The 23,498-nt window shown below is 47.8% G+C and carries 15 protein-coding genes; 6 read left to right on the top strand and 9 right to left on the bottom strand.

Annotated elements, in window-relative coordinates; all coding sequences use genetic code 11:
• Positions 1-65: 65 nt before the first annotated feature.
• Together plsB and W04_RS16990 are read left to right on the top strand one after the other, a co-directional pair.
• Complete coding sequence (gene plsB / locus W04_RS16995) at positions 66-2,504, top strand: glycerol-3-phosphate 1-O-acyltransferase PlsB (RefSeq protein ID WP_053911711.1); 2,439 nt, start codon at positions 66-68, stop codon at positions 2,502-2,504.
• A 1,081-nt stretch (positions 2,505-3,585) separates the two neighbouring features.
• Positions 3,586-4,995, top strand: coding sequence for a S41 family peptidase (locus tag W04_RS16990; RefSeq protein WP_053911710.1), 1,410 nt, complete (start codon positions 3,586-3,588; stop codon positions 4,993-4,995).
• Positions 4,996-5,256: 261 nt separating this feature from the next.
• Here the strand turns inward: W04_RS16990 and tesB are convergent, their stop codons facing one another.
• Positions 5,257-6,114 carry an acyl-CoA thioesterase II gene (tesB, locus tag W04_RS16985; protein WP_022944321.1) on the bottom strand — a complete coding sequence of 286 codons (858 nt, stop codon included), beginning with the start codon at positions 6,112-6,114 and terminating at the stop codon, positions 5,257-5,259.
• Positions 6,115-6,198: 84 nt separating this feature from the next.
• On the opposite strand from tesB, the gene W04_RS16980 reads away from it, so the two are divergent.
• Positions 6,199-6,660 (top strand): EVE domain-containing protein, encoded by a 462-nt coding sequence (locus W04_RS16980; RefSeq protein WP_053911709.1) that lies wholly within the window; start codon positions 6,199-6,201, stop codon positions 6,658-6,660.
• Positions 6,661-6,673: 13 nt separating this feature from the next.
• Here the strand turns inward: W04_RS16980 and W04_RS16975 are convergent, their stop codons facing one another.
• From W04_RS16975 to W04_RS16950, 6 genes are all read right to left on the bottom strand, one after another.
• Positions 6,674-7,462: a TIGR00266 family protein gene (locus tag W04_RS16975; RefSeq protein ID WP_045979791.1), complete on the bottom strand. Its 789-nt coding sequence runs from the start codon at positions 7,460-7,462 to the stop codon at positions 6,674-6,676.
• 79 nt (positions 7,463-7,541) lie between these two features.
• Entirely contained in the window at positions 7,542-8,201 is a 660-nt protein-coding gene (locus tag W04_RS16970; RefSeq protein WP_053911708.1) for a CoA transferase subunit B, read from the bottom strand.
• Positions 8,202-8,205: 4 nt separating this feature from the next.
• Positions 8,206-8,904 (bottom strand): CoA transferase subunit A, encoded by a 699-nt coding sequence (locus tag W04_RS16965; RefSeq protein WP_053911707.1) that lies wholly within the window; start codon positions 8,902-8,904, stop codon positions 8,206-8,208.
• An 8-nt stretch (positions 8,905-8,912) separates the two neighbouring features.
• Entirely contained in the window at positions 8,913-9,671 is a 759-nt protein-coding gene (locus tag W04_RS16960) for a 3-hydroxybutyrate dehydrogenase (RefSeq protein ID WP_053911706.1), read from the bottom strand.
• A gap of 2 nt (positions 9,672-9,673) precedes the next feature.
• A complete protein-coding gene (locus W04_RS16955) occupies positions 9,674-10,846 on the bottom strand; it encodes a homoserine O-acetyltransferase (protein ID WP_082342276.1) in 1,173 nt (390 codons plus the stop codon).
• Positions 10,847-10,864: 18 nt separating this feature from the next.
• Entirely contained in the window at positions 10,865-12,169 is a 1,305-nt protein-coding gene (locus tag W04_RS16950) for a GntP family permease (protein ID WP_053911704.1), read from the bottom strand.
• A 285-nt stretch (positions 12,170-12,454) separates the two neighbouring features.
• On the opposite strand from W04_RS16950, the gene W04_RS16945 reads away from it, so the two are divergent.
• Together W04_RS16945 and W04_RS16940 are read left to right on the top strand one after the other, a co-directional pair.
• A complete protein-coding gene (locus tag W04_RS16945; protein ID WP_053911703.1) occupies positions 12,455-14,734 on the top strand; it encodes a TonB-dependent receptor in 2,280 nt (759 codons plus the stop codon).
• Between the two features lie 130 nt (positions 14,735-14,864).
• A complete protein-coding gene (locus W04_RS16940; protein ID WP_045979786.1) occupies positions 14,865-15,521 on the top strand; it encodes a response regulator transcription factor in 657 nt (218 codons plus the stop codon).
• 208 nt (positions 15,522-15,729) lie between these two features.
• On the opposite strand, the gene W04_RS16935 is transcribed toward W04_RS16940, so the two are convergent.
• Positions 15,730-19,176, bottom strand: a complete 3,447-nt coding sequence (locus W04_RS16935; RefSeq protein ID WP_053911702.1) for a PAS domain-containing hybrid sensor histidine kinase/response regulator — start codon at positions 19,174-19,176, stop codon at positions 15,730-15,732.
• A 128-nt stretch (positions 19,177-19,304) separates the two neighbouring features.
• On the opposite strand from W04_RS16935, the gene W04_RS16930 reads away from it, so the two are divergent.
• Entirely contained in the window at positions 19,305-22,268 is a 2,964-nt protein-coding gene (locus tag W04_RS16930) for a DUF3857 domain-containing transglutaminase family protein (protein ID WP_053911701.1), read from the top strand.
• Here W04_RS16930 and W04_RS16925 read toward each other — a convergent pair.
• The gene (locus W04_RS16925; RefSeq protein ID WP_053911700.1) at positions 22,262-22,873 is read right to left on the bottom strand and encodes a 1-acyl-sn-glycerol-3-phosphate acyltransferase; all 612 of its coding nucleotides are present in this window, start codon (positions 22,871-22,873) and stop codon (positions 22,262-22,264) included. The genes W04_RS16930 and W04_RS16925 overlap by 7 nt on opposite strands.
• Positions 22,874-23,498: the final 625 nt, after the last annotated feature.

Genomic DNA, 23,498 nt, shown 5'->3' with positions numbered 1-23,498 from the left:
TGTGTTTTCTTATCCATTGCCAATGGTGGCAAAGTGATAAAGTGCTTTAGTGAGTGACCCATTCCATGAAAGTGTTAAGCCGTGGTATAGATTTCTTAGCGCGCATCCTCAACGCCTTGAGCGTGAACTCTAAGGTGCTCCCCAAGGAGCCTGTGACGGAGTACGAGCTTGATGTTAACGTACCGACCTTTTATATTGGTCGACTCAATTCGCGCACCGATATCGCCGCCTTAGCCAAGGTATGTCGACGCCTAAACCTCCCAGATCCAACCAAAGAACAATTGTTGGCTTCAAAGTCGTTACCACGCTTTATTGGTATCCAAAACCCGCCGCCATTGTTCGGCTCAACGAGCAAGCCCAGTGACGCCACCGAACAAGGCAAGCGTATTTTCGCCGCGTTAGAACAAGCTCCAGAGCAGAAAATCCAAATAATACCGGTGACCATTTTATGGGGCCGTAATCCAGGAAAAGAAAAGCCTGGTTTAGGAACGTTAATTTCTCACTCGCTCACTCCGAGCTGGTTTCGCAAAATATTTGTGGTGCTTTTTTCCGGGCGCGACAACTTTATTCGCTTTAGCCAACCGCTGGATTTAACCCAACTAGTGCATGAAAAAGGGGATAAAGACGAGCTACCTCACAAACTTATTCGCGTAGCGCGGGTCCACTTTCGCCGTCAAAAGTTGGCCGCTACGGGGCCTAAACTCCCCTCGAGAGAACAGCTTTTTAACTCACTGTTGGCCTCACCGACGATCAAAAAGGCCATTGCTGATGAAGCCAAAGCGAAAGGCTTAAGTCATGAAGAAGCACGACAAAACGCCTTACGTTTACTCGATGAAGTCGCTGCCAATTATTCTGATGCCATGGTTCGTGTTGCCGATAGAATCTTAACTTGGCTTTGGAACAAGCTGTATAACGGTATTGATGTACGTTACGCCGAACAAGTGCGTGAGCTCACCGACAAAGGCCACGAAGTCATTTATGTCCCCTGTCATCGCAGCCATATGGATTATCTACTGCTCACGTATGTAATTTATCATCAAGGCTTAGTACCGCCACATATTGCCGCCGGCATTAATCTGGATTTTTTCCCTGCAGGGCCGATATTCCGTCGCAGTGGTGCGTTCTTTATTCGTCGCTCGTTTAGCGGTAATAAACTCTACTCAGCGGTATTCAAAGAGTACCTCAGTCAACTCTTTATTAAAGGCTACTCGGTGAAGTTTTATACCGAGGGTGGACGCAGCCGTACTGGCCGTTTACTTCCCCCAAAAACCGGAATGCTGGCAATGACATTGCAAGCGATGCTAAGGGGGATTGACCGCCCAATTTCTATTGTACCAGTGTACATTGGTTACGAGCACGTCATGGAAATTAACACCTACCTAAAAGAATTGGCGGGTAATAATAAAAAGAACGAATCGGTCTTTGGGGTGTTTAAAGCCATCAAGAACCTGAAGAACTATGGCCGTGGTAATGTGAATTTTGGCGCCCCCATTAACGTTAATCAATTCCTTAATGAGCAACAGCCTGATTGGCGCGACGCCATTCACCCTACCGATGTACAAAAACCAGCATGGCTAGGCCCTCAGGTAAGCAAGCTAGCCGATGAAATTATGGTCAATATTAATAGTGCTGCCGCCATCAACTCGGTCAACCTATTAGCCACCATTTTACTGACTAACGACCAGTTTGCACTCAGTAAAGTGCAGCTAATTGAGCAAATGAACTTCTATCTGCGCATGCTCAGCGATGCGCCATTAAGCGAACAAATAACCCTACCCGAACAAAACGCCGAGCAATTACTGGAACATGCACTGACACTCAACAAGTTTGATGTGCTTAAAGATCAATTCGGCGACATCATTGCCATAACCGAAAAAGAGCGCACCTTATTTAATTACTACCGTAACAATGTGCTGCACTTATTTGCTGTGCCTAGCGTTATTGCACAACAACTGTTTAACAACCATCGAATTACCCGCAGTGAATGCAAAGCCCAGGTTAAACGCCTATACCCGCTGTTCGCCAAAGAATGGTTCTTGCTGGAGCTAAAGGATGAGTATATCGACAATATTCTTAGTAGCTTTGTTGACCAAGGGCTGATCCGCGAACAGGGCGACCAGCTTGAAGTACTTAAAGACGGCGATAACCCAGCAACGCTTGAAATGCTGGGTAAAGTGGTACATCACACCTTGATGCGCTACGCCTTAGTCATTGGCTTACTCAGCGAAGACAAAAGCTTAAGTCCAGCAGAACTGGAAAAAGAAAGCACCGCCGTGGCGCAGCGTTTAGGCACTTTGCATGGCATTAAGAGCCCCGAGTTCTTTGACAAAAAAGTGCTTTCCAGCTTTATTGCCAACCTAAGCGAGCAACAATTAATCAGCAAACAAGATGACAATAAACTAATACACAGTGATGCTCTGCTTATTCTCAATGAGGATTTACATCAGCTGTTACCCGCACGGATTTGGCAATCGATTAGTGATACGGTGGCAGCAACACGCTAACGAAGAGTCAGGTGCAAGCCTGTGTCATTAACGGGTAAGTGGACTCCTGACTGCCTTGCTTGAATGAATACTTGTAGGTCGGTGCTCTACGCCGACAAAGGTACTATTTTTAGCTCTGGCTTTGCCGCATTAGCCAAGCGTTGTAGGTCAGGCTTTAGCCTGACAGCTCAGTGACACAGTTTAGATCTTGTCGGGCCACCGACAATGGGTTAGGTGATACCTGTAGGTCAGGCTTTGCCGCCAACCAGGGTAACGCAGGAGCTGTTACCTAGTAGCCTGCCCGTCATATCTGAATTAGTTATCTGTGGGTCAGGCTTTAGCCTGACAGCTCAGTGACACAGTTTAGATCTTGTCGGGCCGCCGACAACGGGTTAGAGGAAATGCGCGCCCATTTCCTCTAACAACTCCTAGGGCGCCCGTGATTCGCCAATGCTTACGAACTCAGGTTTTTGTTAAACGCTCCGCTTAGCTTTCAACACGGTTTAACTCGTCGTCCTGACTCGATAAACCTAACTTCGCATCCATGCTCAGTTGTTTTAAGCACTCTCCACAACAAAAGCTGAGATCGAAAGCGCGAATCATAACGGGATTAGGTGATACCTGTAGTTCAGACTTTGCCACCAAGAATAGCGGTACTAGGGTAACGCAGGAGCAGTTACCTAGTAGCCTGCCCCGAGCTTGTTATCTGTGGGTCAGGTTTTAACCTGACAACTCAGTGAAATAGTTTAGATACTGTTGGCGACCTGACAATCTCGAGATTAACTTACACAATTTTCAGGCTAAAGCCTGACCTACAACTCGTCGCATCCTATATGGACGTGCCCAGCCCTGTAAAGAATAACTGCAATCATAGACATCGCAGTATCAAAAGGTACCAGCGTAGAGCTTCACTTATAATAATCTAAACTCCCGCATAAAAATAACGCCCTAAAGCTGCTGATTGTACATATAGCACTTAATCCGCCGGGAAATAGCCGTGCTACCAACGCCAATAGATATAAAAGATAGCTCTAGGTTTAATATTTCTTAGGGTATAGTACTGACATACCCCCTACTTATATATGAAAGGACTTCGCCACCTATGAAAAAGTTAGCATTTTTACTGTCATTTTTTCCATTGATATCTACCGCTAGTGACTATAGCTGTGAACAGGAATTTAATTGGCTAAAGAAAACTTTTGAGAACAATGATGCGGGCTTTCAGTATGCGCTATCTCAAAAAGGCGAAAAAAACTACCTCGAACATAATAAAGCATCTCTTAAGGCTATCAAAAATGCCGACGACATAAGTGACTGCCACCAAAGACTTCAACAATGGTTGTTATTCTTTCGTGAAGGCCATATAGGACTCAGCCTCAATGTAAAAAAAGAGAATAACTCTTCTGTGCACAACTTTAATAAAACAGAGTTTCAACAGCATTTAAATAATAAAAGCAAAGAGGATATAGAAGGCATATGGCGCTTGCCGAGCTATACAGTTGGCCTAAAAAAAGAAGGCAGTAATTATAATGGCTATGTGATTGAGTCGACAAATTCAAAGTGGCAACCAGGCCAATTGAAACTTATCCTCAATGAGGAAAATGATGGTACTTATAAAGCCATCTATTATATGGCTGACCATTCTATACGTCATGTAGATTCAGTAGGCTTTATAGATCAAAACCATATTAGTTTGGGGAATAATTGGCTAACCTTATCAAGACAGAACCCCAAAGAAGAGAGCAAAGCTGAAGTTCTTCAATATGTTCAACTTATGGCGTCCAAAACACCATTGGTTAAAAAATTAAGTAAGGAAACGACCTTACTTAGAATTCCATCATTTTCATATACCGAGAAAAAACATATTGATACCGTCATTAGAAACAACCTAGAAACCATTCTAAATACTGAAAACCTTATCATAGATATACGCGGCAACGGCGGTGGTAGTGATATCAGTTATGAAGAAATATTACCTATCATCTACACCAACCCTATACGCAATGTAGAAGTCGAATTTTTATCAACACCGCTGAATAATTCAAGAATGTTAAAGTTTATCGACGATGAGAATTTCAGTGATGACGATAAAAAGTGGGCCAAAGAGGGTTACAAAACGCTGCAACAAAGCCTAGGCCAATTTGTTAATTTGGATGCACAAGCAGTTAGCGTAAAGAAGTTAGAAAACGTTAACCCTTTACCAAAGAAGGTGGGTATTTTAATCGATGAGAGTAATGGCAGCACAGCTGAGCAGTTTTTACTTGCCGCAAAACAAAGCTACAAAGTGAAGCTAGTAGGCGCTCCAACGCGTGGTGTTTTGGATATCTCTAATATGCACCAAGTCGATTCCCCAAGTAAGAATCTAACGCTGCACTACAGCCTTAGTAAAAGCCTGCGAATCCCAGAAATGACAATTGACGGTAAAGGCATTCAACCTGATTTCTATCTTGATGCAAGTATTCCCGCTTACCAATGGGTTTCTTACACGCGTGGTATGTTAGAAGAGATGTGATCTTTCCCGTTTTGATTCGCGCTCAGGTAACTGCTCCTGCGTTACCCGAGTACCGCCGTCCTTGGCGCAAAGGCCAACCTATGAGTAACCTGTTCGAATAGATTGTCAAGCTAAAGCCTGACCTACAACGAGTGCCTCCTACAAGAGGCCATCAATGTCGACGACCCGACAATCATTGTCAGGTTGAAACCTGACCTACAGGCGCGCCGCGGGCTTTGAAGCGATTTTTAACGCTGTGCTGATGAGCGCAGCAGTTTTACCCTACCTTTCGCGCATTACGCCTTCTTGAATGGTCGAGGCTACGAGTTCGCCGGCACGATTAAAGAACTGTCCGCGCACAAGGCCGCGTCCGCCGCTGGCACTGGGGCTGTCAACGCTATACAGCATCCACTCATCCATACGGAATGGGCGGTGGAACCACATGGCGTGATCGATGGTCGCCACTTGCATGCTGGGGTGCATAAATGATTTACCGTGGGGCTGGAGCGCCGTAGGTAGAAACTCGAAGTCAGAGGCGTAGGCTAGCAGGTAATTGTGAATACGCTGGTCATCTGGCATCTCGCCATTGGCTTTAAACCAAATGTGCTTCACTGGCTCAGAAACTTCTGGCTTAAAGGGGTTTTGGAAGTTCACCGGGCGCATTTCAATGGGCTTTTCACTGATAAATTTATTGCGGATTGGCTCGGGAATCTGATGAGCGTGCTCCTGATAAAATTCAAGTGCTGGGCGCAGCCCCTCAGGTGCTGGCACATCCGGCATGGCGCTTTGGTGTTCAAGCCCTTGAGATTCACCAGAGAATGATGCCGTCATGTAGAAAATGGGCTTACCATACTGAATAGCGCTGACGCGGCGCGTACTTAGACTTCGACCATCGCGAATATTTTCGACATCGTAAACAATGGGGCGAGAGGCATCGCCAGGGCGCAGGAAGTACGAGTGCAATGAGTGAACAACTCGCCCTTCTGGCAAAGTTTCCTTCGCAGCCGACAGCGCTTGGCCCATTACTTGGCCACCAAATACCGCTTTAAAGCCAAGGTCTTGGCTGGCACCACGATAAAGACCGAGTTCGATTTCTTCTAACTTGAGTAAGGAAAGTAATTTATCTAATGCTTGGCTCATTGCGTCCTCATTACCACATTGCAGCTAATACAATGATAATACTATACAATGAACCTGATTACCTAGTTCAGCACAGGATAGAGCATGGCTTACTGGTTATTAAAAACAAAGCCCGACGCGTTTTCGTTGGCAGACTTACAAGCCGCCGAAAACGGCACTACAGTATGGGATGGGGTACGCAATTACCAAGCCCGTAATTTTATCCGCGATGGCATGCAAGTGGGTGACAAGGTCTTTATCTATCACTCTAGTTGCAAGGTGCCCGCGATTGTCGGCATCGGTGAAGTGACACGAGGCCCCTATGCCGACCCCACGCAGTTTGATGCCAGTAGTGATTATTATGACCCTAAGGCCACATCAGAGTCACCACGCTGGTTTAGTGTCGATGTGCAATACCGACAAAGCTTTCAGCAGCCGATAACCTTAAAAGCAATTAAGGCAGACCCCGCCATCGCCGAGCTGGCTTTAAAAAAGTCAGGGCGTTTATCGGTCATGCCGGTGAGCGAACAAGAATGGCAATACCTGTGCGGCATTGCCAAACCGTAATCCAGCTGAGCCCTTAGTCACCGTCAATAAGATCGCCAAGGCCACCTAAGATAGAGCCTTCACCTTGGCGCGAACCGCCCGCTCTCGGGGCATGCTCTAGCACGCGGTCGGCAAGTCGGGAGAATGGTAAGCTTTGCACCCACACCGTGCCATGGCCTCGCAACGTGGCTAAAAATAGCCCCTCGCCGCCGAAGAACATTGACCTAAGTCCTTTCACGCGCTCAATATCAAAGTCGATATCGCCGCTAAAGCCGACTACACAACCGGTGTCTAAGCGCAGGGTTTCGCCATTTAGACGCTTCTCAACTACCGTGCCCCCGGCATGGGCAAAGGCCATACCATCACCTTTGAGGTGCTGTAAGATAAACCCTTCACCACCAAAAAAGCCTGCTCCTAGGCGGCGCTGAAAGGCGATATTCACCTCGGTGCCCATCGCCGCACACAGGAATGAATCCTTTTGCAAGTACACTTGCTCGCCTAGTTCGGCCATATTTAAAGGGATGATGGAGCCGGGGAAAGGCGCCGCGAAAGCCACACGCTTTTTGCCCTCACCCTGATTAGTAAAGTGGGTCATAAACAAGGACTCACCACTGATCATGCGCTTACCCGCACTGAACAGCTTACTCATAAAGCCCTGGTTTACCTGCGAGCCATCACCCATTTTCGCCTCGTAGCTGATCCCTTCTTCGAGGTAGTTCATGGCGCCCGCTTCGGCTATAACTGTTTCACTGGGATCCAGTTCGACCTCCACCATTTGCATCGATTCGCCGATAATTTCGTAATCAATTTCATGACATTGCATTGCACTTTCTCCTTTGCATTAACTGCTTTAGCATGCCGCAAAATACCGCCTTATGCAGCCATGAAAATGTAAGTAAGTTTTACGCCAAGGCCATCTCTGGCACTTCGTCGGGGCAAACTAACTTGCCCTGAGTCTTGGCTTTAATTTCTTCCACGCTCACACCCGGTGCGCGCTCTAGCAGATGAAAGGCTCCATCTTTTATTTCTAGTAGCGCTAAATCGGTGATCACCTTGTTTATACAACCTACACCGGTCAGGGGAAGCGCGCATTGCTTTAGTAATTTCGATTCACCATGCTTGCTGGCATGAGTCATGGTACAAATAATGTTTTTAGCACCGGCAACTAAGTCCATGGCACCACCCATGCCCTTAACCAACTTTTTGGGGATCATCCAGCTAGCAATATTGCCATTTTGGTCCACTTCAAAGGCTCCGAGCACGGTTAAATCGACATGGCCACCTCGGATCATGGCAAAGCTTTCAGCGGAATTAAAAATAGCCGCGCCGGTGCGCGCAGTCACCGTTTCTTTACCCGCGTTTATCATATCGGCATCTACTTCTGCCGCAGTTGGGTATTCACCCATTCCCAGTAAGCCATTTTCCGATTGCAGCATCACATCAATGCCTTGTGGCACATAGTTGGCAACCAAGGTAGGAATACCTATGCCTAAGTTTACATAGTAGCCATCGCGTAATTCCTGAGCCACGCGCTGCGCCATTTGTTCTCGCGTTAATGCCATGCTGTTATCCTCTTACCGTGCGTTTTTCAATGCGCTTTTCAAATTGCCCTTTGATCACCCGCTGCACATAAATACCTGGAGTGTGAATCTCACTGGGCGGCAGCTCACCTGGCTCAACAATTTCTTCCGCTTCAACCACAGTGATTTTACCTGCCGTTGCCGCCATAGGGTTGAAGTTCATCGCCGTATGGCGGTATACACAATTACCATAGCGGTCTGCCTTCCATGCTTTAACAATGGCAAAATCACCAACAATACTCGGTTCAAGCACATAGTCACGGCCATTAAATTGCTTAATCTCTTTCCCTTCGGCCACCACAGTGCCCACCCCAGTAGCGGTGAAAAAGGCGGGAATGCCGGCGCCACCGGCGCGCATCTTCTCCGCTAGGGTGCCCTGCGGCGTTAATTCCACAGCCAATTCACCGCTGAGCAATTGCTGCTCGAACAGTGCATTCTCACCCACATAGGAGGCCACCATTTTTTTAATTTGTCGGTCTTCCAGCAAAATACCCAAGCCAAAACCATCGATGCCACAGTTATTGGAAACCACAGTGAGTCCAGTTGTGCCTCTTTCTTTAATTGCTTTTATCAGACCCTCGGGAATTCCACATAAGCCAAAACCACCGGCAATCACGGTCATGTCATTTTCTAACCCTGCCATTGCTTCTTGGTAGCTGCTTACAACTTTATTAAAACCTGCCATGTGCTCTCCTATTGCGCGGTCCAACCGCCATCAAGGGCGATGGCTTGAGCGGTGATATTGCGCGCCGCGTCGGCCATTAAAAAATCAACGGTATGGGCTATTTCATCTAAACCAATAAAGGCCTTTTTCGGCATCGGCGCGAGCATAATGGTATCGATCACTTGCTGCTCGGAAATGCCATGCTGTTTAGCTTGGCTAGCGATTTGCGCCTCCACCAGCGGTGTTTTCACATAGGCAGGACAAATGGTGTTTACGGTAATGTCCACATCACCAGTTTCCAATGCCAACACTTTGCCGAGGCCAATCAAACCGTGCTTGGCAGCGACATACGCCGACTTATACTTGGACGCCACTTGAGCGTGAATAGAGCCAATATTAATGATGCGGCCAAAGTTTTGTTCGCGCATTGCCGGCAACACCGCCTTGGTGAGCATCGCGGGACCATTAAGCAGCACATCTTGCAGGAGCTGCCATTTATCTAAAGGATAATCCTCTAAGCGCTCCACATGCTGAATACCCGCATTATTAATTAGCACATCAATTGTTGGCTGACTGGCGATAAAGTGCTCTAACGCTGGTAAGTCTGCAACATTCAAAGCAAGACCTTGGGCTCGAATGCCCTGCTCTTTGAGTCGATTAGCCTCAGTCTTTGCGCATTCACCGTCCAGGTCGGTAAGTAAGATTTCATGTCCTTGGTTGCCAAGGTGTTCGGCTACGTAGCGGCCAATGCCACTGGCCGCGCCGGTAATTAAAATTCGCTTATTCATGGTTACTCCGCTAAAAACTCGGCAATGACAGGCGCTTTTGTTTGAATCGAGAAAATGCCGTCAAGGTGCCCCCAAATACCGTCTATTTCTTCTATTTTTACGTTCTTTCCTTGTGCTTTTAGCAATTGAGCAAACGCTCGTACTGGGCCTGGGCGCAGCAGTAAGTCATTGCTCGCCGGCATCAATAAAATATCTGCTTTGATTTTTTGTGCAGCAGCGCTTAAGTCTTCTTGCATACCGGCACTGTAGAGCTGAGAGGCGCGAACCAAGTACAAAATATGGTTTGCATCTTGGGTCTGAGCGCGGGCAGCGGCACGTTGATATAAGGTTTGGCTAATGGCCGGTAAAGTACGAATATCTTGCTTGGCACCTTCATCCTGCACTGTAAAATTCGGGAAGCTCGCTTGGTAAATTTTTGGATGCATGGCATCTTGGGTGATATTCAACATGGTGGCCGTCACCCCAGCGAGTGGGCGTTCTCCGTCGTAGTAATTGCCGTTGTTCCAATTGGCGTCAAGGCGAATAGGCAATGCCCACTTCTCTAATGCAGGGACCGTCCAAGCGTCCATTTTCGCAGCGCCAATGACATGCACCAAACGCTCGACCATATCGGGGTAGCGCACCGACCACTCTAGGGCTTGAAATGAGCCCATTGATGCACCTATAACGGCATGTAATTTTTCGATCCCCAAGCTATCCAGCAGGCGCTTTTGTACTTCCACAAAATCGCCAATGGTTACCACCGGGAAGTCTAAACCATAGGGCTTTCCGGTTTTAGGGTTGATAGACGCCGGACCGGTGGTGATCACCTGTTCGTTATGCCAATTGGCGTTTACCAAGGTGTCAGAGCTAATCACATAATATTTGTTGGTATCAATGGCCTTCCCTGGGCCGATAATCGCATCCCAATACCCGGGCTGGGCATCATCAACACTGTATTTACCCGCAGCATGAGACGTCCCTGAGAAAAAGTGGGTGATGAGAATAACGTTGTCTTTAGCCTCGTTAAGGGTGCCGTAGCTTTCCCAACCGACCTGCACTTCGGGCAGGGTCTCGCCCGATTCAGTGGTGTAGTTGGTAAAGGCAAAGCGCTGCTTTTCCACTAGCATAGGGCCGCTTTGCGCACCCGCCCAATGGCTAGCAATAATTAAAACAACGCCAATAACTTTTAGCATGGACATGGTGTTCACTCCTTAAAACAAGATAAATAAGGCCAGCGCTAGCGCCACGCCAATTAATGGGATCACCGCTGTCAGTGCCGCCATTGACCAGTACGCGCGTTGATGGGTTTCTTTACAAATCGCGCGGATGGTGGTGACCACATAGCCATTATGCGGCAGAGTATCGAGCGCCCCTGAACTGATTGCCACGACACGGTGTAATTGTTCAGGATTGACGCCAGCATCAAGGTAATGAGGAGCGACTAAAGGTAAGGCAATGGCCTGCCCACCGGAGGCTGAACCGGTCAGCCCAGCAATAACGCTCACTGCCACGGCTGCACCTAATAACTCATTACCTGGCATATTAGTCATGACTTCGACCGCCAATTGGAAGGCCTCGGTGTTTTTCGCCACCGCACCAAAACCAACCACGGCACTGGTATTACCGATAGCCACCAGCGCGCCGGTCGTGCCTAGGTTGATAGCACCGCTGAGATTGTGAAAGTGTTTAAAGTTGATAATCAGTAGCGCGAGTACACCGCCGAGTAATGCCACTATCAAGGCACTTTGCTGTAGCACATCGTGCAAGCTAAAAGACAGCGCGAGCACCACTAGCAAGGGAATAACACCGGTAATAGGGTGCGGATAGTCACGCTCTGGTATTTCCGGGTCATCACCACGACTTTCAAAGCGCTCGCCATTATTTACCGCTTTGGTGATCATCCGTTTCAGCCACCAGTAGCCAGTGATAGCCATAAACACGGCAATCACTAGACTGACTTCCCATGCGGCATAAGGTGAAGTGCCGAGGTATTTAATAGGGATCCAGTTTTGGATCTCTGGTGAACCCGCCGAGGTCATGGTAAAGGTCACCGAGCCAAACGCGAGCGTAGCGGGAATAAAGCGTCGTGGTAAGTCGGCATCTTTAAACAAGCTAAGGGCCATTGGATAAACCGAAAAGGCAACGATAAATACACTGACACCGCCATAGGTTAACACCGCACAGGCAATAACCACGGCCAAGACCGCGTGCTTCATACCCAGTTTATTCACTATGGCACGGGCAACGCTGTCGGCGGCACCGCTGTCTTCCATAAACTTACCGAATAGCGAGCCCAGTAAAAACATGAAAAACCAGGCGCTTAAAAACCCTGCGAAGCCACCCATGTAGGTGCTGACAAAATCCAGCTCAACACCACTGCTTGGAAACAACGCCATATTGCCACTTAGAGCAACAAGCAGCGCACACAAAGGCGCGGCGATAAACAAGTTCATACCACGCAAAGTCAGAATTATAAGTAAAACTAAGCCACCGATTAGGCCAACCATACTGAGCATAAATGCGCTCCTTCGTTATTATTTTTCTATTAACTGCATCCAGCATAGCACCTAGATGTGTTAACAAAGCTAGTCCCAGTCTGGCTAGAGTGTGCCATAAAATACATAGTACTAAGGTTATAGAAAGACGCCAGGCCTTGCTCTATAAGGGCTAGAAGCGTATTAGTACTAAGGTACTAACCCCAAGGAGATGTTTTTCCCCTACATTCACAGTTAATTGACATTTTGCCAACAACCCATAGGGTGAGCACAGCCACCCATAACGACAACAACAGGGGACACAGGATGAACACACTAACTTTAAGGCATTCAAGCATCGCCTTAGCCATTAGTACCGCACTCACAAGCACCACAGCACTGGCTGGCGGTGGTGGCGAAAAAGCGGAGTTGGAACGCATTGAGGTGACTGCGCGTAAATCGGTGGAAAACTTACAAGAGGTGCCGGTGGCGGTTACCTCCATCGGTGAGACCGAGTTATTAGAAAACGGCATTTCGGTAATGACAGAAGTGCAACAATTCTCACCCAACACCACCTTACAAGCGAGTCGCGGCACTAACTCAACGATTACCGCATTTATTCGTGGCGTCGGCCAGCAAGACCCGCTGTGGGGTTATGAACCTGGGGTCGGTATTTATATCGATGATGTGTACGTGGCCCGCCCACAAGGCGCCGTTTTAGATCTCCTTGATGTACAACAAATTGAAGTATTACGCGGCCCCCAAGGCACACTTTACGGTAAAAATACCATTGGCGGAGCGATAAAATACGTTACCAAAGAAATGACAGGCGATATGACCTTTGATGTTGAAGGTACGGTAGGCAGCTATAATCAGCGCGACTTGAAGATCACCGGGCAACTGCCTTTAGTGGATGACACGCTTTATCTCGGCTATGGCTTTGCCACCTTAAACCGCGATGGTTTCGGGGAGTTCTTAACCTCAGCGCAGCCCGACCAAGACCGTGAGAACTACAATAAAGACCTAACCGCAGCTCGGGTGACCTTAGAATATCGCCCTAGCGACGATTTGTTCTTCCGCCTCGCTTGGGATAAAACCGACGATGAGTCGAATTCCAAAGGGGGCTACCGCTTACTGCCCAGCTTGCTCACCGATGCTCCCGTGCCAGATAGCGTTTATGACTCTTACACCAGCTTACCAACATGGAATAAGGTTGAATTAGAAGGTTACAGCCTAACCGCGCGCTGGTATCTCAATAACAGCACTTCATTAAAGTATATTGGCGCGCAGCGCGATAGCTACTCGCCGACCAATATCGACTTTGATAATACCTCAGTGCGCATTTTTGACGTGCCAGCCATCTATGATGACGAGCAAACCACCCACGAATTGCAGCTCAATCACGAAGGCGACAATTACAAGCTCGTTTCCGGCCTTTATTACTTCGATGGTGAGTCTTGCGGGCAATTCCAGGCCATTTTGGAAGTACTTGGACAAAGCTTAGGGGCACCGGGGCTCACTCGTGAGGTGAGTGGCTGCAACAACTCCACCAGCAAAGCGGCTTATATTCAAGGCAGTGTAGATTTAAGTGAGCAGTGGTCAATGACCCTCGGAGCGCGCTACACCCGCGACAGTAAAGAAGCCATCGTTAACAACGGTCTGGTGTTTGACACTGTGTACCCTGAGTCTGGCTGGATCCCCGGCTATGTGCGCCCAGAAGGTCAGCTGGTGCCGACAGTGCTCGATGATGACAAAGATTGGTCACGGTTTACTCCACGGGTAGGCGTAGAGTATCAATACAATAACGATATTATGTTCTTTGCCAGCTATGCGCAGGGCTTTAAATCGGGCACTTTTAACCCGCGTGCCAGCACCGCCGAGCCAGCCGCCAACCCGGAGATTGTTGACTCCTTTGAGCTCGGTATGAAAAGCGAATGGAACAATAACCTGCGTGCCAATGTCACCTTATTCACGTTAGACCATGAAGATCGCCAATACATTTCGGTACTCCCAGGAGACACCTCTGCCGATTTAAATCAGCGCTTGGGTAATATTGGTAAATCGTCTGCGAACGGAGTGGAGCTCGAGCTTAACTATGTAGCCACCGATGCACTGAGCTTTGATGCCTCACTGGGCTATATTGATGCTGACTTTGAAGAAGTACTCGACACGGATCCAGAGACCGGTGAAGTATTTGATAAGTCAGACCGCTTTAGTATTTCTAACACCCCAGACTTAACCTTTAATTTAGGCGCGACTTACCGCCTTTACAGCGAACATGGCGACTGGGTCATAAACGGTAACTATTACCATCGTGGTGATTACGTGCTGTTCGAAGAAGACAGCCTACTAAGCCAAGACAGCTATGGCTTGCTCAACCTAAGCGTTAACTGGTATAGCCCAGACGGCCAGTGGCGAGTGGGTCTACATGCTAAGAACTTAACTGACGAAGAGTACATGATTGGCGGCTATCAATTTGTTACGCCTGATCCCACTGACCCCAGTGATGTGAGTAAATACACGCCAGGCTTAGGCGGTGATAATACATTGATCGGTTACTATGGTGACCCTCGCACTGTATCGTTAACCGTTGGCTATCGCTTCTAATGTTCAGCTAGTACAGGTGGCCGGCCTTCCCCCGGTCATATGGCCACCTTTTTATTCTTAGTCACTCACCGTATGCTCTTGCTGCGGAAGGAAAAATCCCCTATAACGAGGAACACGGAGTTTTTATAGGATGTCCAGTGTGCAAGCAATTATTGCCGATGACCACCCGTTATTTCGCAGCGCCTTAAAGCAAGCTGCAGCGCAAGCCATGGCTGATGAACCTATTTTGGAAGCCAGCGACCTTGATGCACTGTTTAGCGCTTTAACAGAGCACCCAGAAATAGAACTGGTGTTTCTGGATTTAACCATCCCCGGAGCCCAAGGGCTGGAGGGTCTTGCCCGGCTGCGTAATCAATACCCAGATATTTTGGTGATTATGGTTTCTGCCAACGAGCAAGCACAGATTATTGAACAAGCCATGGCAATTGGTGCCAGTGCTTATATTCCCAAGTCGTCGTCTTTGGATGTGATCAGTGAAGCTATTGCCCAAGTAATTGAGGGGGAAAACTGGCTGCCACCACAAGCCGACATTTGCACCGACAGTAATACCGAACAAGCCCAGTTTGCTCGTAACTTAGAGAAGCTAACCCCGCAACAATATCGAGTATTGAGTATGATTGCCGATGGCATGCTGAATAAACAAATCGCCTATGCGATGTCGATTCAAGAAACCACCATCAAGCAACATGTCTCAGCAATCCTAAAAAAACTTAATGTGTACAACCGCACTCAAGCGGGTATCTTATTTAAGCAAATGGCCACTGTGGCAGATAATATGGAGAACTAATAATAAATCGTCAGCTTCCATACTCTTTAAGCTGACGCACCGTTTCTTTAGTCATAATCTAAATGCGAGCTAATAAAGCGTAAAAAAATGACGCGAAGTTATCCTCTATAGCCATATCAAAAATCATTAGACCTCCTTTTCCAATACAACCTTAACCCCATGTAAGGTATAGCAAGTCAGTTAAAGGTACAATATTATTCAAGCAAAGCTATTTCGGCTTTAAGCGTTTCAGCATCCGTTTAAGCGCCGGCGTTTTCAGTGGTTTGTAGAGTAGTGGATAACCGCAGTCGCTCACTTGCTCACGAATATTCTCATCGTGATTAGCGGTGTTAATCACAATAGCCATCGTCGTTAAATTCAGCGCACTGATCACCTCTAAGCCGGTGACACCATCATCAAGTTGATAGTCAGCAATTAAAATATCGGCTTCGCTATGAGCTTGCACATCACGCAGCTGCGCTTGATTACGCGCCACTTGAACTTTGCAGCCCCAGTTCTCTAGCACTTGTGAGAGCGCACTGAGCACATTGTCATCATTATCCAATAGCCAGATACGCAGCCCTTCAAGCTGGTTATCGACATGCCGCGTCTCTAATGGGGAGGAGGTCTCTTCGCTTGTTGACGCAAAACAAGGCAAGGTAAGGGTAAATTGCGTGCCCTTACCAAGTTGCGAGCCGAGCGTGAGATTAATAGCTAATACCGAGCAAATACGCTTACTAATAGCAAGGCCCAAGCCTAACCCCTGCGCCTGCTCTTTGCCTTGCAGCTGTTTAAACTCCTCAAAAATAAGCTCTTGATCTTGCTGAGCAATACCGGAGCCAGTATCTTCCACCATAATCGACAGCTGGCCTTGATGACTTTCGCACAGTAACCGTATTTCACCCTGCTCAGTGTAACGAATGGCATTGCTAAGCAAATTACCCAATACCCGTTTAAGCAAGGCTTTATCGGTCTTTAGCATTACTTCAGCGCCTTGCACTTGAAAGGCGAGCCCTTTATCTCGCGCTAGGGCACCGTATTCATTGGCCAAAGGTTGCAGCAAGCTCGAGAGGGAGAAATCACTACTATTAACCTTAAAAGAGCCGGACTCTAGCTTGGTTAGCTGCAATATGCTTGATAATAGGTCCTCCGCACTTGCCAATGAGCTGCGTATATTATTGGCCAGCTCGCTCAGCTCTGTATTGCTGGCTTTTTCACTCATCAACGAGCAGAACAAACTTGCGGCATTGAACGGTTGCAGCAAGTCATGGCTGGCGGCAGCAAAGAAACGCGTTTTGCTCTCGGTGGCTTGCTCGGCCTCGCGTTTTGCCTCTGCTAGGGCATGATTAGTCGCCACCAGTTGCTGGGTGCGCGCTGCGATTTTTTCTTCTAGATTTAAGTTGGCTTGCTCAAGCTCACGCTGCTGGTTTATAAAATCGGTAATATCGGTGTACGTGGTCACAAAGCCGCCACCGGGTAATGGGTTACCCTGCATTTCAAATACCCGTCCATCATTGTGCTGACGGCGATACTTGTAGGCGCTGCCGCGACGCAAGTGGGCTATGCGCTTCTCAACCTCAGTATCAATATCTTGATAGGCGAATAGTCCACGCTCGGCATTAAAACGGATCAACTCGGCAACCGGGCGACCAACGACCAGTGAGTCGTCAGGATACGAAAACATACTTTGATAACCTTGGTTCCATGCAACCAACTTAAGGTCACTATCAACCACACTGATCCCCTGCTCGATGTTTTCGATAGTCGCTTGCAGTAAATCACGGTTAAATCGCAGTACTTGGGAGGCTTCGTCAACGAAATCGGCGACTTGCTCAAAAGGCTGACGTTTCTCATCCTTGGCCACATCGAGTATAAGCCGTGCTGATGCGCCTCCAACTAACGCCGACATTTCGCGTTCAACTCGTTGCTCAATGTGTTCTGGGGCTTGTTCTTTCCAGCGACCGGAGCTTGCAGGAAAATAATGACTCACCAGTGCTTTAGCTCGTTCTGGCTCACTAAAGCGCTGCAACAGCAGCGCCAAGTCTTGATAACTTAGGGCAATATGCCCGCTACGCTGTGGGCTTGCTGTGATAATAAATTTATTACTTTGTAAGCGCTCAGCAAGCTGCGCTGAACTCAGTAAAGGCACACTAATGTATACCAGCGTATTCACTCCTAGAGATAACAATACCGCCTGGCTAAGCTCATCGAGCCCCAATGCAAATAAATCTCGCGGAGCCAACCACTCTATGCCCCAGGGCCCAGTTGATAGCCACAACGCCTCGCCAAACAATGCGGCGTACAAATTGGGTAACAGCAAGGTGTAAAACCAAATTGCAAAACCCGCGATAATCCCCCACTGCGCTCCACGACATGACGCTTTAGACCACCACAGGCCGATAATCATCGCTGGCGCAAACTGCGCAACGAGCGTGAATGACATCAGGCCCATATTGGCTAGAGTATTGCCCTCCGCCAATACTCGGTGACTGGCGTAGCTTAGTAATAACACCGCGACAATCACGGCCCGCCGTGCTTGCAGTAGCTTAAACTTCGAGAGACCGCGATGAGATGAACTTAGTTGTGAGCGCCGTAATAAGAACTGGTTAATGAAGTCGTTGGTGATCATAATCGACAAAACAATGGTAGAGACAATCACCATACTGGTCGCAGCAGAAAACCCACCTAGAAAGGCCAACAATGAGAAACTTGGCGACTGCACTGCAATAGGCAGTGCTAATACAAAGGTGTCATAGCCCACACTCTGGTCTTGAAAATAAACTAAGCCAGCGTAGGCGATGGGCAGAATAAACAGATTAATCAACAACAAATAAATCGGAAATAACCAGCGAGCGGTAACGAGTTGATGTTCGTTGTCGTGCTCAATAAAGGCGGTATGAAACTGACGAGGTAAGCACAGGGTCGCTAAAAATCCCAGGCCTACATGTACCCAATACACGTAGGTAGGGCTTGCTGTCGCCGCAACCTGGGCTGAAATATCTTGCTGCTGAGCGGCCGAGTACAGGGCGTGTGGAGAATCGAAAATCTCAAAACAAATAAACAGCCCCACTCCTAAAAAAGCCAACAGTTTAACCACCGACTCAAAAGCAATAGAAGCCATCAACCCGGGGTTATGCTCACTGGGGCGTACCCGGCGAGCACCGAATAAGATGGCAAAAAGCGCCAACAAGGCGGTAATAAAGAAGGTGCTATCTTGCCAAAAATAACCGCCTTGTATCGGCCTATCGGTGAGCATAGCGATACTGGCACTGGTTGCGTTAAGTTGCAGCGCAATATAAGGCACGATGGCTATTACCGAGATCAATGACACTAACCCGGAGAGCTGCGACGACTGACCATAACGGGTGGCAAGAAAATCGGCCAAGGAAGTCAGCTGTTGCTGCCGACAAACATGAGCAATACGGCGGTAGATGGCCCAACCAAAGGTGAACAACAAAATGGTACCGGCGTAGGTTGGTGCTAACCACCAACCATTGTTAGCGGCCTGAGCAGTGGTGCCATAAAAAGCCCAAGAGGTACAATACACCCCCAACGAAAGGCCATAAATCCAACCACTCGAGTGATTCTTTGTGTGCTTATCGGCATACCAAGCAACAGCAAAAAGCACGCCTAGGTACGCCAAAGCAATCAGGCTAATAACACCAATCGAAAACATCAGAGATCATTTTTTATTATTTTCTGATAGCATAACGATATCTGCTTATAAAAACATCACTGACTTTAGTGCTACCCCCTGCAGGCTACCCACCTAGCATCATGGATGTATGCAACTGAGAAATTATAATGATAAGAATACTGCTTTTATGCTGGCTATTAGCCTGCACCCTTACCCCTAATACGGCCTTAGCCAACTATCAGATAACGCCTGCAGCTGATTGGGTTGCACCAACTAAACTGCCCCCTTTGGTTGCAGAAACAATTCCCACAGAACAACTCTCTGATGGTACTTACTATCGCCTGTTGGAAGATCAGATTCAGGTCCCAGGCGATAACCCCAATGCCGTCAGCCACTACATCCGCTATGTTATGCACGCCACCAACCAAAGCGGTGTCGAGAACATCTCTCAGCTGAACTTAGATTATGATCCCAGCTACCAGCGCATTGAGCTCAACCACCTTCGAGTGATACGCGATGGGCAAGTAATAGATAAAATCCCTACAGCTCAATTAAAAGTGTTGCAGCGAGAAACTGAAGCGGAGCAACTAATTTATGATGGTACGCAAACACTGAATATTATTGTTGATGATGTGCGTCCAGGTGACTCTTTGGATTATGCTTTCACGCGCATTGGTCGTAATCCTATCTACCAAGGCCGCTTTAGCTATTCAGCGCAATTAGACTGGAGTGTGCCGGTCGCCGAGCAATATATCCGTATCGATTGGCAAAAACCACAACCATTATATATTCAACAAAACAATGGCGATGCCCAGATAAACGTAACAGATACGGCGAACGGCAAAGAGTATAGTCTGTATATCACTTTCCCAGACATGCAGCGCTATGACTCGCAAACACCGTTATGGCACGACCCTTATCATATGGTATTTTTTAGCGAGTTTAATCGTTGGCAGGAGGTCGTAGACTGGGCGTTGCCAATGTATCAGCAGGCGCTCTCCACAGGCGATGATATCACTGCCATTGCTGAACAAATACGCCAACAGCACCCTACTTTGCCAGCGCAGATTGGTGCAGCATTAAAGTATACACAAGATGAAATTCGCTATTTAGGCTTGGAAATGGGCAGTAACTCTCACCTGCCAACTCCTGCCCAAGAAACTCTGCAAAACCGCTATGGCGATTGCAAAGACAAAACCGTACTATTAATAAGTATACTGCGCGCACTGGGAGTGGAAGCTCACCCTGCGCTTGTAAACACACAATTAGATAAAGGCTTAGCTGCGACATCCCCCTCATCGGCACGCTTCAACCACGTTTTGGTTACGCTGGAGCACAATGACGAGCGCTACTGGCTTGACCCGACCACCAGTTATCAAACTGGCCCACTGTTAGCATTGAGTGAGCCCGACTTTGGTTATGCGTTAATCGTCAAACCCTCGCAAAATACTCTCACCAGCATGCACAAACCGGTAGAGCGTATTCACCGTGACATCACCGAGCGCTACGAGCTTCCTAATGCCAGCGAACCATTGGCACTATTCAGTGTGCAAAGCATATTCAGCGACGCCGATGCCATCAGTAAACGCCAAGAGCTGGCAACCACGGCATTGCAAACACTCCAAGAAAACTATACCAATTACTACCAAGACTACTTTGCTGGCACCCAGCACACCCGGCTACCGCAAGTTCGCGAGCACCCGCAAAAGGGCGCAATCGAAGTCACTGAATTTTATCAAATTGACGACTTTTGGAGTGATGAGGAGAATGGCCAGACAGCTTACTTTTACGCTGATGATATTCAAAATGCAATCTATCAACCCGATACTAAAACCCGTATCAGCCCGCTTTATCTGCAGCACCCTTATAACGTTAATTACACCATAGAGGTAAAGTTAAATGAGCGTGACTGGTACTTTAATAATAGTAAGAGCTCTATTGATAACCCTTATTTTTCATTGGCTTCGCAAGTGCGCTTTAGCTCAAATACACTGACTCTTACATATCAGTTCCGCAGCAAAACAGACCATGTGCCAGTTGCAGAAATGCAGGCCTACCTTGACGCACGAGAGCAACTTCTCGATGCCACCCAATATGGTATCCGCCAAGCTTACAGCCATGTAAATGAAGCCGAGCAGGATAATTTCCTATTACTCGGCTACGCCGTTATAGGCTATTGCATTCTTGCTTTAGTTGTTATCACCGCCTTTCTTACCCTGTGGCGCGTTGAAGCAGGCAAGCGACCGACATTCTCCGAACAACGTTACTACCCTGTTTCGACTGTGAAATTTTGCCTTTACTCGCTGCTCACTTTTAATATCTTTCCTTTTTACTGGTGTTACAAAAACTGGCAATACATTAAGCAGCAGCATAATGAAGCGATGATGCCAATAGCCCGGGGGTTCTTCGCTTGGCTTTGGTACTACCCTCTGTATTTACGTTTTTATCAAGAGGGTAAAGAGCTGGGGACGCAGCAATATCTCCCACCAAAGTGGCTGGCGGCACTCTTTGCGATATTAGTGGTGGTACTGCATATCGCGACATCGTTAGATTTTTACGGCACGGTGTTCTATTTAGTGTGGCCGCTGCTGTGGTTACCCTTGGTAAATTACACGGCGCACATAAATCAGCGTAACGATTCATTGCCTTACTATAGTCGCTGGCGGGTGCGGCAAGTTTTACTTGCTATGGTACTGCTACCCATACTTACCTTAGGTCTGGCCCAAGATATTGGTCTCACCGCCAATGTGGCCGTGGTTTCAGGTGATAAAGTATGGCAGCACGATAAGCGCTTTATGCTGCGTCATGGAGTTCTCAATCAAAATGAGCAACTGCTTTATTTTTACTCAGATGCCGCTTGGAATATCCGTGATGATGGTAATGGCATTACCGAGCAAGGCGTATTCAGTTATTACCGTGATCAAGGGCAGCTGCAAGTAGAACGTGCGGACTTTGGTGATATTGTTAATGTGCATACCGAGTTTGCTAACCAAGATGACGGCTACACCACTATTGATATAGAGCGCGCTGATGGCAGTAGCTTTCGGTTAATACTCTCTAGCGAGGAGAAAGGAGACAATAAGTTTGTTCAGGCGCTACAGACCCGTTGGCGACAACCTTCAGCTCAATAACGCGTCTTTCTGACTGCACCAGACACTTGTTGCGGGTACTTGCCCATAGCCGTTGAAAACTGCTGCTGTACTTGCACAAGTGTTTGTTCAATATCATCACTCACATAGATAGCCGGCATTATAACAAACTGCTTCTTGCTGTAGTCCAAAGCCATTGGCACCACAGGGACTTGCGCAGCGTTAGCGATATGGATAAAACCGGTTTTCCAATTCGGCATGTGCTTGCGTGTGCCCTCGGGGGCGAGCCCTAGAATCAATGCATCGGTCTCATCAAACAACGCCTTCACTTGCCCCACAACACCATTGGCTGCTCGCCTATCAACCGCTATCCCACCCCACTTACGTAGCAGTATACTTAGCGGCCAAATAAAGATGCTGTGCTTACCCAAGAAGCGAATACGCACTTGCAAGTGCATTTTCACTGCAATCGCTATAATAAAATCCCAATTCGATGTATGCGGTGCAACCGCCGCCACAAACTTACTGTGCTCTGGAAACGCGCCTATAACCTGCCAACCGAACCAACTCAACACCTTGGTGCCGAGCCATTGACCAAAGCGACTATGGGTACGAGGAGTGCATGTGGGGATATTTATTTCATTCATAGCAAGGAATAACAGCCTAGTTATAATCTTAGACTGATGCTCAACGACTGTTTAGTCAACTTTTCTGTTAGTGCTCCCTTGTAGGTTAGGCTTTAGCCTAACCATGTATGAGAGACAGGTAAGGAACATGGTTGTGATTAGGTACTGGCCTCTGGAATGTGACCGCCCTCGGCGGTGGCAAGGCTGAAGCCTTGCCTACAACGACACCCTCCGTGGGTTGGGTTTTGGCCTACCACATCAGTCCCTGTAGGTTGGGCTTCAGCCTAACCATATATGAGAAATAGAGAAATAGGTAAAGAACACGGCTGTGTACTAGGCTCCGATCTCTGGGATGTGATCGTCTTGGGCGGCTACAAGGCTAAAGCCTTGCCTACAACGACACCCCCCGTGGATTGGGTTTTGGTCTACAACATCGACCCCTGTGGGTTGGGCTTTAGCCTAACCATGTATGAGAAATAGTTAAGCAGCACGGTTGTCTGCTAAACCCCGGCCTCTGGGATATGACCGTCTTTGGCGGTTGCAAGGCTAAAGCCTTGCCTACAACATCACCCTGTGGGTTCGGTTTTAACCTAACCATTTTGGGGAATTATTGATTGTGTACTAGCTGGGATATGACCGCCTTTGG

This window comes from Pseudoalteromonas sp. SW0106-04, assembly GCF_001293805.1.
GTDB lineage: Bacteria > Pseudomonadota > Gammaproteobacteria > Enterobacterales > Alteromonadaceae > Pseudoalteromonas > Pseudoalteromonas ruthenica.
This window is presented reverse-complemented; position numbering and strand designations above follow the sequence as displayed.